The following is a 15,661-nucleotide window of genomic DNA, read 5'->3' on the forward strand; positions in this document are numbered from 1 at the left end:
CAGGACAGAAGCACACCCACACGGTCGGTCACGCCTGTGCGGCGATACTCATCAGGATCGTGATGAGAATCGAGATCCCGAAGAAGAGTACGAGAACCGACACATCCAGCGCCACCCCGCCCAGCCGGAGAGGCGGGATCACCCGGCGCAGGGGGCGGACCACGACGTCGGTAAGCACGAATACAGGCTCAGCGATCAGCGCGAACCGGCGCGACGGACGCCATTGGCGGGAGAAGGAACGGATCATCTCGATGATGACCCGTGCGAGGAGGATGAACCAGTACAGCCTCAGGAGCAGTGCGATGAGATAGAGAGTTGTGGCCACGGTGTTCTACTGGTCCTCCACCAACTGGTCGAGCTGGCTCTGGTCTAGGGTCACGGAGGCGGGGATCAGCGCGAAATTACGCAGCCCGCCGAGCTTCTTCAGTGTACCGTCCAGACCCTTCGCGAGCCCGACGGAGAAGTCCAGCACGCGACTGGCCTCGGCTTTCTCCATCCCGGAGAGGTTCAGGACGACGATATCCCCTGCCTTGAACTCCATCGCCAACTCCCCTGCCTGCTGGAACGAGCTCAATGCCAGTCGGACGACCTGCGGCTCGCGAGCGGGTGTCGCCGGCACCGGCGCGACAGGAGGCGTACTCACGTCGGCGCGGCGGGAGGGCCGGGCCGGGCGGTAGTCGTAGTCGGTCCGGTCAACTCGGTCGGTCCGGTCAGCACGACTCCCCCGGTCTGAACGTTCGGAGCGGTCGATCCGCTCACCCCGGTCACGGTCGTAGTCCCGCTCCCGATCGTCCTCGCGGTCCTGGTACCGCCCCGACTGCCGGTAGCCGCCCCGGTCCTCCTCGAACTCGTCGCGGTAATACGGGTCATCGAAGCTGTCAACGTCACCGAAGCCGAAGAAATCCTTGACCTTCCCGGTGATTCCGTCTGCCATGGTCTGTCTCGCTTTCTCTGGGATGTGTCGTACGCGGGTCGTCTGCTGTCAAAAATACCGGGAAGTGGCGTCAGACGTCGGTAATCCAGACCACCGAAGCCTGGCGTCCCGTCTGTCCTTCTCTACGGTACGAAAAGAAGTTCTCCTCGGAGATCGTGCTCCGCGGGTCCGCGTCGACTGACGTGATCCCGGCGCCGAGCAGCTGGCGGGTGATTCCGGCGCGGATGTCCAGGCCCGCAGTGCCCCGGGTCGTGGTCGTGCGGGATCCGGGCAACCGGTCCTCGACGTTCCTGGCCATCTCTTCGGGTACTTCGTAGTCCTCGCCGGCGGCCGCCGCACCGAGCAGTGCGTGGACCCTGGCGGGGACGGCGCCGAGCTCCGTCATCGCGGCGATCGTCGCCGGGACCACTCCGTTGCGCGCACCCATGCGTCCGGCATGCACGGCAGCGACAACACCGGCGTCCTCGTCGGACAGGAGGACCGGAACGCAGTCGGCGGTCAGCACGACCAGTGCGACGCCGGGCTCCCGGGTCACCAAGGCATCGGTGAACTCTACCGGCCCACCGTCAAGGGAATCGAGCAGTTCACCGGTGACCTCCGTGACATTCGGCGAGTGGATCTGCTCCATGTAGACCATCCGTTCGGGCGGTACACCGATCAACTCCGCCAGCCGCAGGCGGTTGGCCGCCACATCGGCAGCATCATCACCGACATGGTCGGCGAGATTGAACGAGGAGAAGTCTCCGGACGACGACCCACCGTGCCGGTCGGTCACCACCTTACGGACGCGACGCTCAGAGGAAGGTCGGGACATCGAGGTCATCATCCCCCTCATCACCACGGTCATCACGGCGGGTATCCCGACGGTCGCTGTTCGAGGTGAACAGCCCCGAGGAACTCGGCGACTCCGACGACCCCGGGACACCGGAGCGCGACCGGCGGGTGAAGCTGGTCGAGCCGGCGCTCTGCGGCTGAGCCTCGGTCCGTTGGGCGGCGGGGGCATCCTCACCGTTGAAGATACCGGGCTGGGACTGTTCGGCAGCGGGAGCGGTGCTGGCACCGTTCTCCGGCGCGCGGTGCTGGCCCCGACGCGGTGTGGAGGTCACGTTCGGCGAGTCATCGAATCCGGTGGCGATGACGGTCACACGAACCTCGTCGCCGAGCTGGTCGTCAATGATGGTACCGAAGATAATGTTGGCGTCCTCGTCCGCGAGATCCTGGACGATCGTAGCCGCCTCGTTGACCTCGAAGAGCCCCAGGTCGGACCCACCGGCGAAGGAGAGCAACACGCCCTTGGCCCCCTGCATGGTCGTCTCCAGCAGCGGGGAGTTTATCGCCAGCTCGGTCGCCTTGCGGGCACGGTCGTCCCCACGTGAACTGCCGATACCCATCAGCGCCGAACCTGCGTCGGTCATCACCGAGCGCACATCGGCGAAGTCCACGTTGATCACGCCGGGAGTAGTGATCAGGCGGGTGATGCCCTCGACACCGGAGTGGAGGACCTCGTCGGCCTTGCGGAAGGCGTCCATCAACTGGAGATCAGCGTCGCCCATCTTCAGCAGGCTGTCGTTCGGGATGACGATGAGCGTGTCGCAGACGTCGCGCAGCGCTTCGATGCCCTCAAGCGCCTGCTTGGAACGACGCTGCCCCTCGAAGGTAAACGGCCGGGTGACGACACCGACGGTCAGCGCGCCCTTCTTCTTGGCGATGTTCGCAACCACCGGTGCAGCACCGGTCCCGGTACCGCCGCCCTCACCACAGGTCACGAAAACCATGTCGGAGCCTTCGATGACCTCCTCGATCTGCTCCTTGTGATCCTCTGCCGACTTCCGGCCGACCTCGGGGTTGGCACCGGCACCGAGACCGCGGGTCTCGGCCTGACCGATGTCCAGCTTGGTGTCCGCATCAGTGAGCAGGAGTGCCTGCGCGTCGGTGTTGATCGCAACGAACTCCACACCCTGGAGATTCGCGTCGATCATCCTGTTCACGGCGTTGACACCACCGCCACCGACACCGACGACGGTGATCTTGGCGAGGTGGTTGTCGTAGAGGGTCATGGTGTGCGCTCTCTTTCCCGGTGTGCCTGGCGGTGCCTGGCGATGTCTGCCTGTTGTGCTGTCGCTCTAACTCTGCGACCAATTGTGTGTGACACGACGGTGATTTCCGCGGACATTTTTCTTGCGTGTCGTATCCCTCAACGTCGGGTTGAGACTTATCGAGGGTTATTTCAGTCCCGGACCGAGGGCAGCGCCGGGTTCGAGACATTCCACCGCTGTCCCTCCCTCGTGAGTACCACCCGTGTCGCCTCAGCCTTCTCCTCGGCACGGTCGGCGGAACCCCAGTACACCTCGCGTCCCTCGGCGAAGCGCAGGGTGACTTCCTCCGCAGACGACGCGTCAACCTCCTCCACTGTCCCGCGGAGCTCATCCGGCAGGGCCCCGAGCACCGTTCCTGCCGCTTCGAGGGCACCGGAATCATCGGCAGACGCCTGCACCGGCACAGCTCCCTCCGGGCTCTCGCCGCGGAGGAAGACGCGGCCACGTTCGTTGATCACCAGCGGGCCGTCGTCCCCGTCGACGACCCCGACAGCGTTGTACTCGGTGATGTTCACCCGGACGCCCGACGGCCACTCACGGGAGACGGTCACTTTCTCGACCCAGGGCAGCTCGGAAACGGACTTTGCTGCGTCACCGGTGTCAGCGAACAGCAGATTCTGTCCCTCCACCGGCGATGCCGCCGAGATGACCTGCTCCGGTGTGAGGTGCCCGGTCCCCTCGACCTCGATGGTGCGGACCTGGAACAGGGGACTGAACACGACCACGGCCGCCACGACCACGAGCAGGCCGAGCACCCCCAGGACGACGGCGAGCCTGCGCCGTCGACGGGGATCCCGCCGACTCTTCCGCCGAGCCCGCGTGGCACGGGTGTCACTGCTCGCCATCGGGAATCAGCCTTCGTCCGGGGCGGTTGCGTCGAGCACCCGCAGAATTTCATCGGCAAGCATCGTGACTGTCCCCGCCCCGACCGTCAGCACGACGTCACCGTCCTCCGCCACCTCTGCGACACGCGCGGGAGCATCGGCGAAGCGAGGTTCATAATGGACCTCCGTCGTCGTCCTGTCCACCCGGTCGGTGATAACCCGACTGTCCACACCCTCGACCGGTTCCTCCCGCGCGCCGAAGATGTCCAGCACCACGACAACATCCGCCAGGGACAACGCCTCGGCGAACTCCGCGGCGAAAGCCAGGGTGCGGGAGTACAGGTGCGGCTGAAACACGGCGACGACACGGCCGGACTGCCCGGTATCCTCGTGACGGGCACGCACTTTCTCACGCGCCGCCGTCACGACCGCGCGGACCTCGGTCGGGTGGTGGGCGTAGTCGTCGTAGACCTCCACCCCACCGACACGTCCGTGGTACTCGAAGCGTCGACGCACCCCGTCGAAGGACGCGACACCGGCGGCCATCCCGTCGACCGGGGCGCCGACCAGGATGCCCGCAACCAGCGACGCCACACCGTTGATCAGCATGTGCTGGCCGGGGGTACGCACGGTCACGTGGACGGTGTCCACGGAACCTGCGGTGAGCCGTACCTCCGCGTCGGTACCACCGTCAGACAGCGTGCCGGTCGACAGAATCTCCGCGGCCACGGGGACGGCCGGGTGAGCTGCAGCAGCGGCGGAGGTGCCGTAACCGAGCACGCGCACCCCCTCGGCGACATGGACCTCGCCCGCGACGATAGACTCCGCCAGCCGCGCGCTCCCGTCGTCGTCCAGGCACAGGACGAGGGCTCCACCGGGGACGACGCGTCCGGCGAACTGCTCGAACACCTCGCGGTAGGCCTGCTCTGTCCCGAAGAAGTCGAGATGGTCCGGCTCGATGTTCGTGACCACCGCGACCTCCGGCGAGTAGGACAGGAATGAGCCGTCCGACTCGTCGGCCTCCGCGACGAAGACATCGCCGGTGCCGTGGTGGGCGTTCGTCCCCGCCCGGTTGAGCTGTCCGCCGATGGCGAATGACGGGTCCATACCCGCGTGCTGGAGCGCAACCACCGCCATCGAAGTCGTCGACGTCTTGCCGTGGGTACCGGCCATCAGCACGGCGCGTCTGCCCTCCATCAGCAGTGCGAGGACGTCGGAGCGCCGCAACAGCGGGACACCGGCCTCACGTGCCGCCACGAGCTCCGGGTTGTCCTGCGGAATAGCGGCAAAGGACGTCACCACCGCGTCCGGCAGGCCGCCGTCCGGCATGCCCACCGTGAGGTTCTCCGCACGGTGCCCCACAGCGACGTCGGCGCCCGCCGCACGTAGCGCCAGCACGATCCGCGACTCCTTCATGTCCGATCCGCTGACCGACACTCCACGGTCCAGCAGGATCCGTGCAATGCCGGACATCCCGGCGCCGCCGATCCCGACCATGTGGACGTGACGGAGGTCTTCCACCGAACTCACCGTTGTGCTCACCTGCTACTCCCCTGCCTCACTGATGACGATCTGTGCGATGCGGTCCGCTGCGTCGCGGTGGCCGGCCGCCGCTGCGGCGTCACCGGCGCGCCGCAACCTCTCCTTGTCCCGCAGGAGCGGGACGACCTCGCGCGCGACACGCCCGGGGTCGAGCTCGGAGTCGGGGACGATCACCCCGCCACCGGCAGCGACGACGGGACGGGCATTGAGCTCCTGCTCTCCGTTGCCGTGCGGCAACGGAACGTATACGGCGGGCAACCCGCAGGCCGAGATCTCCGCCACCGTCATGGCACCGGAGCGGCACAGCACCATGTCAGCGGCCGCCAGCGCGAGATCCATGCGATCGATATAGGGCACTGCGACGTACGCCGGCGCCCCCTTCACCGAGGACACCGACGGTGCCTCGTTCTTCTTCCCGTACGCGTGGAGGACGCCGATGCCGGCGTCAGCGAAAGTACCCGCGGCTCCGCTGACGGCGCCGTTGATGGACGACGCACCCTGGCTCCCCCCGGTGACCAGCAGGACTGGCCGTTCCTGGTCCAGGCCGAAGAACTCACGCGCCTCATCACGCAGTGCCGGACGGTCCAGCGCCAGCAGTGAGTCACGGACGGGGATACCGACGACGTCGGCATCCAGGCCCGAGTCAGCCGTTGCGGCGAGAGCACGGCCCCCGAGCCGCACACCGAGCTTGTTGGACATGCCGGCCCGTGCATTGGCCTCGTGCACCACGATCGGCACACCCAGTGACTTGGCCGCCAGGTAGGCGGGGGCGGAGACATAGCCGCCGAAGCCCACGACCACGTCGGCCTTGAGGTCCTTAAGCGTGCGGCGAGTCCGCCGCAGCGCTCCGACAAGACGGAAAGGCAGCGTGAAAAGGTCTTTGTTCAGCTTACGCGGTACCGGCACTGCAGGGATCAGCTCAAGATCCACACCGCGGGCGGGTACAAGGGTCGTTTCCAGGCCCCGGGTCGTTCCCAGGGCAGTCACGCGGGCGTCCGGACGCACCCGCCGGATGGACTCGGCCACGGCGAGTGCGGGCTCGATGTGACCCGCCGTCCCACCGCCCGCGAGGACGACGGAGAGTGGACGGGATGAGGGGGACACGGCTTAACGCCTCCTGCGGTTGTGCTGCTGACTGGTGCGGTGACGGGGTTCCGGCAACGGTTCCCGGGCCCCACGGTGACGTGAGGTGCCGGGCCGGACCGGCTCTCCCGGCGGCGGCTGCCGTCGCCGGGTCACCGGTTCACCGTACCGCTTCGGTTGTTCACGGACGCGCTCACGACGCTCCTGCCCGGGCTTGTAGGGTTCCGGCTCCGGCAGGAACAGAATGCGGTCGATCAGCGGCCGTCCTTCATGCTGCATCGACGATACCGTGGCAGGTTCATGCCGGGCGATGTTCGCCAGCAACCCAAGAGACGCGAGCGTGACCACCGCAGAAGAACCGCCTGCTGAAATCAGCGGGAGCTGCACACCGGTCATCGGGAACAGTCCCACGACATAACCCATGTTGTAGAACGCCTGGACGGTGATGCCCATCGTCAGTGCCGCAGCCAGGAGTCGCAGGAAGGGGTCATTCTGTGCCATCGCGGTGCGGATGCCGAACCATGCCAGCACCCCGAACAGAATGACGACAAGTCCCGCACCGAGCAGTCCGAGTTCCTCGCCGATGATGGCGAAGACGAAGTCGTTGGCTGCCTCAGGGAGATAGAGCCACTTCGCGCGCGACTGCCCCAGCCCCTGGCCGAGCAGTCCACCGTCAGACAGCGAGAGGATCCCCTGCCGCGACTGGAACGTCGCGCCACGGGACGTCGCCTCGTCGAAGCTCAGGGTGAACGTCTCAGTCCAGGAACTGAACCGCGCGCTACGGAACGCGTGCTGGAGGCTGAAGATCACGCCTGCCACGCCGGCAACAGCGAGCACCGACATCAGTGCGGTCGTGCTGACACCGGCGAAGAACAGCATCGCAGCGACCACGGCAGCCAGTGACAGCATCATGCCCAGGTCATCCTGCAGGAGCACCAGGCCCAGAATCACCGCTGCGACGATGAGGAACGGGTTCAGGACAAAACGTGCTGAACTGCTCACCCTGGACCGGGCTGCCACGACGGCCGCACCCCAGACCGCCAGCGAGAACTTCGCCACCTCCGACGGCTGGATACCGACGCCGGCAAAACGGATCCAGGAGTTCGAACCGACCTCGGTTCCACCGACGCCGATCCCGGGGATCAGCACCAGAATCAACAGCACCACCGAGATCCCCAGGAAAATCACCGAGAGGTTACGCACGGTGGACGGCGTCACCCGCAGGAAAAACCACATACCGACGAGGCCAGCGGCCACGACGACGGCCTGCTTCATGAACTCGCCGAAGACACCGGTGTCGCTGTCGATGGACGTCACCATCGACGACGAGAGAACCATCGTCAGTCCGATCACGACGAGGATCACGGTCACACTCATGAGGACCTTGTAGTTGAACTGCGGCGTGTTCAGCACACGACGGAACTTTTCGCCGAGTCCGCGCCACGGCGACTCGGTGCGTCCGGAATCGTTCTTCACCGTCATCGGCCACTATCCTTTCCCGCCGTGCGTCCCGCCAGCTCCGCGAAGAGGTCGCCTCGCTGCGACATGCCCTCGTACATGTCCAGTGACGCCGCCGCCGGGGCGAGGACGACGCTGTCGCCGACGCCGGCGATCGACCGTGCCGCCGCAACGGCCACGGTCATCGCGCCGACCGGGTCAGTGTCGTCGACAACGGTCACCGGGAGATCCGGCGCCACTGCAGCCAACGCGTCTGCGAGGATCTGCCGGTCGACACCCAACACTACGGCTCCGCGGAGCCCGGGCGCGACCTCGGCGACAAGGTCGTCGACGGCCGCGCCCTTGAGTTGACCCCCGGCCACCCAGACGACACGGTCGAGGCCGCGCAGTGCGGCCGATGCGGCGTGGGGATTGGTCGCCTTGGAATTGTCCACCCACCGCACACCGTCGGTCTCGGCCACGACCTGGCCGCGGTGGGCCTGGACGCGGAAATCTGCCAAGGCCGCAGCGACCGCCTCTGCGGATACACCGATGCTGCGCGCCAGCGCCGCCGCGGCAGCGGCGTCAGCAACACCGGCCGGACCAGGCGGGGAGATGCCCTCGGCACTGGCGAGGTCTGTGAGCCGTCCGGTGGCCGAGTCGAGCTCGACGATCCGGCCGTCGCGCACTCCGGTGACCACGCTCACGGACAGGTCTGACGGCACGGCACCGGGATCGCCCGTGGTGAAGGCCCGATGGTCACCGGGGGCCGCCTGCGCGCCCGACGTGACGACCGGGTCATCAACGGCGATCACGGCAACCGCACCGGTGAGAACACGCATCTTGTCAGCGGCATAGTTCTCGAACGATCCGTGCCAGTCGAGGTGGTCCTCGGCGAGGTTGAGCACACATCCGGCGTCCGGTCCGAACTCCGGGGCCCAGTGGAGCTGGAAACTCGACACTTCGGCAGCCAGGACATCGATCCTCGGATCGGCAAGCAATGCCTCACCCGGTGGCGTTCCGATGTTGCCTACCGGCCGGGAGCGACGGCCGTCCGCCTGCAGGATCGCGTCAAGCATGGCCGTCGTCGTGGTCTTACCGTTGGTTCCGGTGACCGCCAGCCAGGTTCTTGGTTCACCGAACAGTGCAGCCCTGTCCGCCAACCAGGCTGCTTCGACATCGCCGATCACGGCCACCCCTGCCTCTGCGGCGGCGGCCGGGACCGGACCGTCCGGGCGCCACCCCGGCGAGGTGATGACAAGATCGATACACCCGTCCCCCAGCTGTGCCAGCGCTTCAGCAACAGTCACGGAGCGGGCACCGGTCTCCGTGCCCAGCGTCCCCGCGGCGACGATGTTGTCATCAGCGATGGTCAGCGCACACTCCAGGTCGCCCAGCATACGGGCCACCCCTGCGCCGGCCACGCCGGCGCCTGCGACGAGGACGTTACCGCCTCGCATCGCTTCGACGACCTGGTTCACCATGTGATCGTTCTCCTGTCGTGGGACTGTAGGTATCAGAGTGGTGAGTTACTCAGCCACTCGGAGTAGAACACCGCCACGCCGACGACGGCGAACAACGCCGACAGCAGCCAGAACCGGACGGTGACCGTGGTCTCCGCCCACCCCCCGGCCTCGAAGTGGTGGTGGAACGGCGCCATACGGAAGATGCGTCGCCCGGTGGTCTTGAAGGACACGACCTGGATGACCACGCTGGCCGCCTCCATGACGAACAACAGGCCGACGATGATCATCAGCAGCTCGGTCCGGGACGCGATAGACAGGCCAGCGACCAGGCCACCGAGGGCCAGCGAACCGGTGTCACCCATGAAGATCTTCGCTGGGGCGGCATTCCACCACAGGAACCCGACACAGCCACCCAGCCCGGCAGCGGCGAGCATCGACAGATCCAGCGGATCCCGCACGGCGTAGCATCCCGCCTCCGCGGCGCCGGAGCACGAGTTACGGAACTGCCAGAAGGTGATGACCACGTAGGCCGACAGGACCATCGCCGTGACACCGGATGCCAGTCCGTCGAGGCCGTCGGTGAGGTTCACGGCATTCGACCAGGCGGAGATGACCAGGTAGATGAAGATCAGGAAGAGGATCGTGCCGATGACCGCTCCGCCGACAGCGAGGTCGAGAGTGTTGATGTCCCGAGTGAAGGAGAGTTTCGTCGACGCCGGCTTCAACCCGTCGGCGTTGGGGAACTGCAGCACCAGGAAACCGAAGATCAAGGCGGTGACCAGCTGGCCCGCGAGCTTCGCCTTCGCGTTCAGCCCGAGATTCCGCCCCTTGACGACCTTGATGTAGTCGTCGGTGAACCCGAGTCCACCGAGTGCGAGTGTCAGCCCGAGGACGAGCCAGCCGGAGACCCCGGGGCCGGTGCCGTTGGTCACCAGGCCGACAAGTACCGCGACCACGTAGCCGGCGGTGATGCCCGCCAGGATCGCGATACCACCCATGGTGGGGGTGCCGCGCTTGCGCAGGTGCGATTTGAGTCCCTCTTCACGGATCTCCTGGCCGATGCCTTCCGCGGAGAATCGTCGGATCAGCACCGGGGTGAGGAAGATCGAGACAAAGAACGCCACAAGTGCGGCGACGATGATCTGTGTCATGGCTTGGGTTACCTGCTCTCTTCTTCGCCGACGAACAGACCTTCGGCGACACTCCACAGGCCGTCGGCGTAGGACGCCTTGACCAGGACGACATCATTGGGTTCGACGTTGAGGTCGAGGACGTTGACGGCGGCGTCGGCGTTCTCGACCTGGCGCACGGAAACGCCGTTAGCCTCCGCTGCCTCCGCCAGCGCACTCTGGTTGACCCCGTTACCCACGATCACGGCGTTACCGATACGTCGTTGGGCGAGGACTTCACCGAGGTGGGCATGCTCGTCACGGGCACCGTCCCCCAGCTCGGCCATCTGTCCCAGCACAGCCCAGCTCTGCACGTCAGAGCGACCTGCTGCGGTGTAGGCCAGGGCATCGATCCCGGCACGCATCGAATCCGGGTTCGCGTTGTAGGTGTCGTTGATGACGGTCACCCCGTCCGCCCGGGTCCGCACGTCCATGCGGTTCGCGCTGGCGGCGACATGACTGTTCAGAGCTCCGGCGACGGTGGCGGCGTCCAGACCGCATTCCATCCCGACGACGGCGGCGGCGAGGGCGTTGGAGACCTGGTGTGCGCCGAACACACCGAGCGTGACCTGTACCGGATCCCCGTAGGGATGGTGCATCGTGAACGAGGCGCGGGCGACCTCGTCCAAGGTGATGTCCGAGGCGTAGTAGTCGGCCGCGGCGCGCCCCTGCTCCGACATCGAGAAACGGATGATCCTCGCATCGGTCCGTGTCCGCATCGCCGAGACGTGGTCGTCGTCGGCGTTGAGTACGGCCAGCCCGCCGTCCACGGCGGACGGGAGTGATTCCACGAGTTCACCCTTCGCCCGCGCGATCGCCTCCCGGGAACCGAACTCGCCCAGGTGTGCCGTGCCGACGTTCAGGACGACACCGATCCGGGGCGGTGCGATCCGTGCGAGGTGCGCGATGTGCCCCTGGCCCCGGGCCGACATCTCGGCGACGAGGAACCTGGTGCTGCGCCCTGCCTTCAGTGCGGTATACGGGTGTCCGATCTCGTTGTTGAAGCTTCCGGGAGGTGCGACGGTCTCGCCTGCACGGGTGAGGACGGCTCCGAGGAGGTCCTTGGTCGAGGTCTTTCCCGCTGAGCCTGTCACACCCACGACGGTGAGCCCTTCCTCAGCGACCAGGGTGTCGGTGTTGTAGCGGGCGAGACGTCCGACCGCGGTGAGCACACGTTCGCCCACACCCTCCGGGTCGTTCTCGAGGTAGGCCGCATTGCGCTGGGCTGAACCCGCGACCGGATCGACGGAGTCCTCGGTCGCCTCACAGAGCAACGAGGGCTGCCCGACGGGACGTCCGACCATGGCCAGTGCCGCCCCGTCACGCAGTGCTCCCGGGACGAAGTCATGTCCGTCAACGCGCTCACCGGGCAGCGCCATGAAGACGCTGCCCGGGGTGATCCGTCGTGAATCGAACTCGACGGGCCCGGTCACGACAGTCTCTGCCGTGGCACCGTCGACCAGGTGTCCTCCGGTGACCTCGGCGATGGTGCCGCTTGTCATCTCAATCATCGTGTCGGTTCCTGTCTGTCCTGTCGGTCCCTGAGTGCTTGTGCAAGTACGGCCACGTCGTCGAACTCGAGGACGGTGTCACCGACGATCTGTCCGGTCTCGTGGCCTTTGCCGGCGACTATGACGATATCGCCCCGACGGGCCCAGGTGACTGAGGCCCTGATCGCGTCGGCCCTGTCACCGATCTCGCGGAGGTCGACACCCCGACTGTCTGCGATGTCCCGGGCTCCGGCGAGAACCTCGGTACGGATGTCCGCAGGTTCTTCATCGCGGGGGTTGTCGTCGGTGACGATCACGAGGTCCGCACCCTTCGCCGCCTCAGCCCCCATCAATGGGCGCTTCTCGTGGTCGCGGTTGCCTCCCGCGCCGAGCACCACGCCGATGCGGCCCCCGTGTCCCGCCCGGTCCAACTGGTCCGCGAGGGTCGTCAGCGCGGCGGCCACGGCGCCGGGTTTGTGGGCGTAGTCGACCAGTGCCAGGAACTCCCGCGGGTAGCGGGCGTCACCCTCACCGACGGTCACCGCCTGCATCCTGCCGGGAACGTGGAGGTCGCCGAGCTTCGGCGCCGCAGTGGGAACGTCGATACCGGCCTGTCCGGCACATGCCAGTGCTACGACGGCGTTCGCGACATTGAACACCCCCGGCAAGGAGAGCGGGAAACTGAAAGGGCGGTCGGGAAGCCCCGGGGCCTCCGGATGCGTCACCGTCACATGCTGCACACCGTCGGTCCCGATCTCGACCGAGTCGACCGACCATGACGCTGGTGCCACGCCGGTGGTCGTCACCGTCGTTGCGTCGTCCAGCGTCTCCGCCAGTTCCCGTCCCCACGCGTCGTCGACGCAGACGACGGACGCCGGGAGTACCCCACCGGGATCCTGCGGCACGGTGAAGAGAAGTGACTTCGCCTGGAAGTAGTCCCGCATCGTGGGGTGGAAGTCCAGGTGATCCTGGCTGAGGTTGGTGAAACCGGTGACATCGAAGTCCACCCCACGCACCCGGCCCATCACCAGGGCATGGGAGGACACCTCCATCACGACGTGGGTGACCCCCTCGTCGCGCATACGGGCGAAAAGCCCCTGGAGTGTCGGCGCTTCCGGTGTGGTCAGGGATGTCGGGACGGCGCGGCCGTTGATTCTGGTCCCGGTGGTCCCGATGAGGCCCACGCTGTGGTCGTCGAGCAGCATCCGCTCGATCATGTACGACGTGGTCGTCTTACCGCTGGTACCGGTGACACCGATCACCGTCATCGACCGCGACGGATGTCCGTGGATCTCGGCGGCGACTGGTCCGAGCCAGGCACGGCAGTCGTCGACCACCAGTGCGATGGTCTGCACACCGTCCGCCCGGAGCACCTTCAGTCCGTCTCCATCGGTGAGAACGCAGCTGCCCGCCGACTGGCCGGCGAAGGACGCCCCGTGGGCACGGGTCCCCGGCACCGCCATGAACATACCGCCCACCGCCACCGAGCGCGCGTCGATCGCGGCGTCCGTCACGAGGACGTCTCCGGCCCCACCGGGAACGGTTGACTCACCGAGCGCCACAAGACGCCCTCCGGTCAGGTCCGCGAGTGCGGACAGGGTGGGTGGTTTCACGGTCACTGCGCCTCCAGCGTCAGTCGGGGTGCTGCCTCCGGGGAAAGCGGCACGTTGTAATGGTCAAGCAGCCAGGACGTAATGTCCCGGAACAGCGGTGCGGCGGACTGACCACCGCTTCCGTCGGTCCCGCGCTCGGGGTCGTCCAGCATGATGGCGACAACGAAGCGGGGGTCGTCCGCCGGAGCGATCCCGGCGTAGGTGATCCAGTAGTCGGAGTTAGAGTACGCCCGCGTCTCGGGGTCGATCTGCTGGGCGGTGCCTGTCTTTCCACTGGTCTGGTATCCCTCAATACCGGCAGTCGGCGCAGTGCCCTGCTGGACTCCTGTCGGATCCGACTGGTTGACCGCGCGGAACATGTCGACCACCGTGCGTGCCGTCTCCGGCGAGACCACCTCCACCGATTCCGGCTCGTCCTGCGGGATGTCATTGCCGGCGGCGTCGGTCACCGACTTGATGATGCTCGGTGTCACCCGGACACCGTCGTTCGCCAGCGCCTGGTAGATACTGGCCATCTGCAGCAGACTCATCGACATGCCCTGCCCGATCGGCAGGTTGGCGAAGGTACCACCTGACCACTGCGACAGATCCGGAACATACCCGCTGGTCTCACTGGGCAAGCCCAGATCCGTGGCCTGGCCTATACCGAACTTCTGCACGTAGTCCCAGAAGCTCTCCTCACCCACGCGGTCCGCCAGCATCAACGTGCCGACGTTAGAGGACTTACCGAAGATACCTGTCGTGGTGTAGGGCACCACCCCGTGGTCCCACGCGTCCTTGACCGTCACACCGGACATGTCGATACTGCCCGGGACCTGCAGCACCTCGTCCGGGGTGGTCTTGCCGTCCTCGATGGCCGCCGCGGCGGTCATCACCTTCGCCACCGACCCGGGTTCGTAGGCGTCCTGCACAACCCGGTTACCGAAGACCTTGCCGTCCTCGAGCTGCTCGTCGATGTTGCCCTGGGGATTGATCGTGTCCGAGGTGGCCATCGAGACCACCTCGCCGCTCGTGGCGTCGAGCACCACGGCGGAGGCCGATTCGGCGCCGGACCTGTCCTTGGCCTGCTGTACCAGTTGCTGAATGTAGGTCTGGGCCTCCAGGTCAAGGGTCAGCTCGTAGGCGTCGCCGTCGACGGCCGGGTGTCGGTCGCGGGTCGAACCGGGGATGGCGAGGCCGTTCGCCCCGACGTCGACGGTGCGCGAACCATTGGTGCCCTGCAATCGGGAATCCTGGGACAGTTCCAGACCGAACTGGCCCTCATTGTCACGGCTGATCTTGCCGATGACGTTCTGCGCCACGGCACCGTTGGGATACTGGCGGATGTCCTGTCGTTCCACGGTGATCTCCGGGTATTCCTCGGAGACCTTCTCCGCGACATCAGGATCAACGTCGCGGACCAGGACTTCGTAGGTCGAATCGGCGGTGAGTTTGTCCCGGATGTCGTCGGCTTTTACCCCGTCAGCGTCGTCGGATGAGGACCCGGAACCCGAACTCGACTCAGACTCCGCATCGGGGTCGGTCTGGTTGTCGGATTCATTGAGCAACTCCGGCAGTCCTTCGGCGATCTCATCGATCCGTTCCTCCGGTGCGGAGACGCTCTCGGGATCAAGCTCATGACGGTCCTCCATGAAGGACTCGAGAAGGTGGGGGTGCACCGACAACGACCGAGCCTCCATGGTGTAGGAGAGCCGCTGGCCGTTCCTGTCGACGATACTGCCCCGATGGGCCGGCTCGGTGATCACCGCCGTGCGCTGTTCACTGGCCATCGCGGACAACTCCGGCCCCTTGACCAGCTGTACCCAGGTCAGTCTGAGCAGCAGTGCGAGGACCAGGACGACGACAATGATCAGCACCGCGGCACCACGCTTGCCGAAACTGGCGGCACCGATGTCGAGAGTCTGCCAGGAGTTCCCGGGAACCCCTGACCTGGTGGACCGGGACGACGGTCGCGAGGGACGCGAGGGTCGCTGAGGTCGGGGGTCACGTCCGGCGTACTGCCTTCGG

Annotated in this window: 13 protein-coding genes; all 13 read right to left on the reverse strand. The window is 66.4% G+C overall.

From position 1 onward, the window contains the following. Positions 1–28: 28 nt before the first annotated feature. The 13 genes from CGLY_RS09760 to CGLY_RS09820 all read right to left on the reverse strand — a co-directional run bounded on the left by CGLY_RS09760 (position 29) and on the right by CGLY_RS09820 (position 15,546). Complete coding sequence (locus CGLY_RS09760; protein WP_038549086.1) at positions 29–325, reverse strand: YggT family protein; 297 nt, start codon at positions 323–325, stop codon at positions 29–31. A gap of 6 nt (positions 326–331) precedes the next feature. Beyond that, positions 332–934, reverse strand: a complete 603-nt coding sequence (locus tag CGLY_RS09765; protein WP_038549088.1) for a cell division protein SepF — start codon at positions 932–934, stop codon at positions 332–334. Between the two features lie 70 nt (positions 935–1,004). After that, complete coding sequence (pgeF, locus tag CGLY_RS09770; RefSeq protein WP_407080790.1) at positions 1,005–1,757, reverse strand: peptidoglycan editing factor PgeF; 753 nt, start codon at positions 1,755–1,757, stop codon at positions 1,005–1,007. Next, on the reverse strand, positions 1,729–2,991 hold the full coding sequence (gene ftsZ / locus CGLY_RS09775; protein ID WP_038549090.1) for a cell division protein FtsZ: 1,263 nt from the start codon (positions 2,989–2,991) through the stop codon (positions 1,729–1,731). Before ftsZ ends, pgeF begins: the two co-directional genes overlap by 29 nt. Before the next feature lie 170 nt (positions 2,992–3,161). After that, positions 3,162–3,875: a cell division protein FtsQ/DivIB gene (locus CGLY_RS09780; protein ID WP_038549091.1), complete on the reverse strand. Its 714-nt coding sequence runs from the start codon at positions 3,873–3,875 to the stop codon at positions 3,162–3,164. Between the two features lie 6 nt (positions 3,876–3,881). Further along, positions 3,882–5,351 carry a UDP-N-acetylmuramate--L-alanine ligase gene (gene murC, locus CGLY_RS09785; protein ID WP_227590446.1) on the reverse strand — a complete coding sequence of 490 codons (1,470 nt, stop codon included), beginning with the start codon at positions 5,349–5,351 and terminating at the stop codon, positions 3,882–3,884. Between the two features lie 48 nt (positions 5,352–5,399). Then, positions 5,400–6,500 carry an undecaprenyldiphospho-muramoylpentapeptide beta-N-acetylglucosaminyltransferase gene (gene murG, locus CGLY_RS09790; RefSeq protein WP_038549095.1) on the reverse strand — a complete coding sequence of 367 codons (1,101 nt, stop codon included), beginning with the start codon at positions 6,498–6,500 and terminating at the stop codon, positions 5,400–5,402. A gap of 3 nt (positions 6,501–6,503) precedes the next feature. Then, positions 6,504–7,961, reverse strand: coding sequence for a peptidoglycan glycosyltransferase FtsW (locus CGLY_RS09795; protein WP_052539994.1), 1,458 nt, complete (start codon positions 7,959–7,961; stop codon positions 6,504–6,506). Beyond that, positions 7,958–9,400, reverse strand: a complete 1,443-nt coding sequence (murD, locus tag CGLY_RS09800; RefSeq protein WP_038549097.1) for a UDP-N-acetylmuramoyl-L-alanine--D-glutamate ligase — start codon at positions 9,398–9,400, stop codon at positions 7,958–7,960. Before murD ends, CGLY_RS09795 begins: the two co-directional genes overlap by 4 nt. A gap of 32 nt (positions 9,401–9,432) precedes the next feature. Continuing rightward, a complete protein-coding gene (gene mraY / locus CGLY_RS09805) occupies positions 9,433–10,533 on the reverse strand; it encodes a phospho-N-acetylmuramoyl-pentapeptide-transferase (RefSeq protein ID WP_038549099.1) in 1,101 nt (366 codons plus the stop codon). A gap of 8 nt (positions 10,534–10,541) precedes the next feature. Continuing rightward, on the reverse strand, positions 10,542–12,062 hold the full coding sequence (locus tag CGLY_RS09810) for a UDP-N-acetylmuramoyl-tripeptide--D-alanyl-D-alanine ligase (RefSeq protein ID WP_038549101.1): 1,521 nt from the start codon (positions 12,060–12,062) through the stop codon (positions 10,542–10,544). Beyond that, a complete protein-coding gene (locus CGLY_RS09815) occupies positions 12,059–13,654 on the reverse strand; it encodes a UDP-N-acetylmuramoyl-L-alanyl-D-glutamate--2,6-diaminopimelate ligase (RefSeq protein WP_227590236.1) in 1,596 nt (531 codons plus the stop codon). Before CGLY_RS09815 ends, CGLY_RS09810 begins: the two co-directional genes overlap by 4 nt. A gap of 2 nt (positions 13,655–13,656) precedes the next feature. Continuing rightward, entirely contained in the window at positions 13,657–15,546 is a 1,890-nt protein-coding gene (locus CGLY_RS09820) for a peptidoglycan D,D-transpeptidase FtsI family protein (RefSeq protein WP_038552407.1), read from the reverse strand. Positions 15,547–15,661: the final 115 nt, after the last annotated feature.

It is taken from the genome of Corynebacterium glyciniphilum AJ 3170, from assembly GCF_000626675.1.
In the GTDB taxonomy this organism is placed as follows: domain Bacteria; phylum Actinomycetota; class Actinomycetes; order Mycobacteriales; family Mycobacteriaceae; genus Corynebacterium; species Corynebacterium glyciniphilum.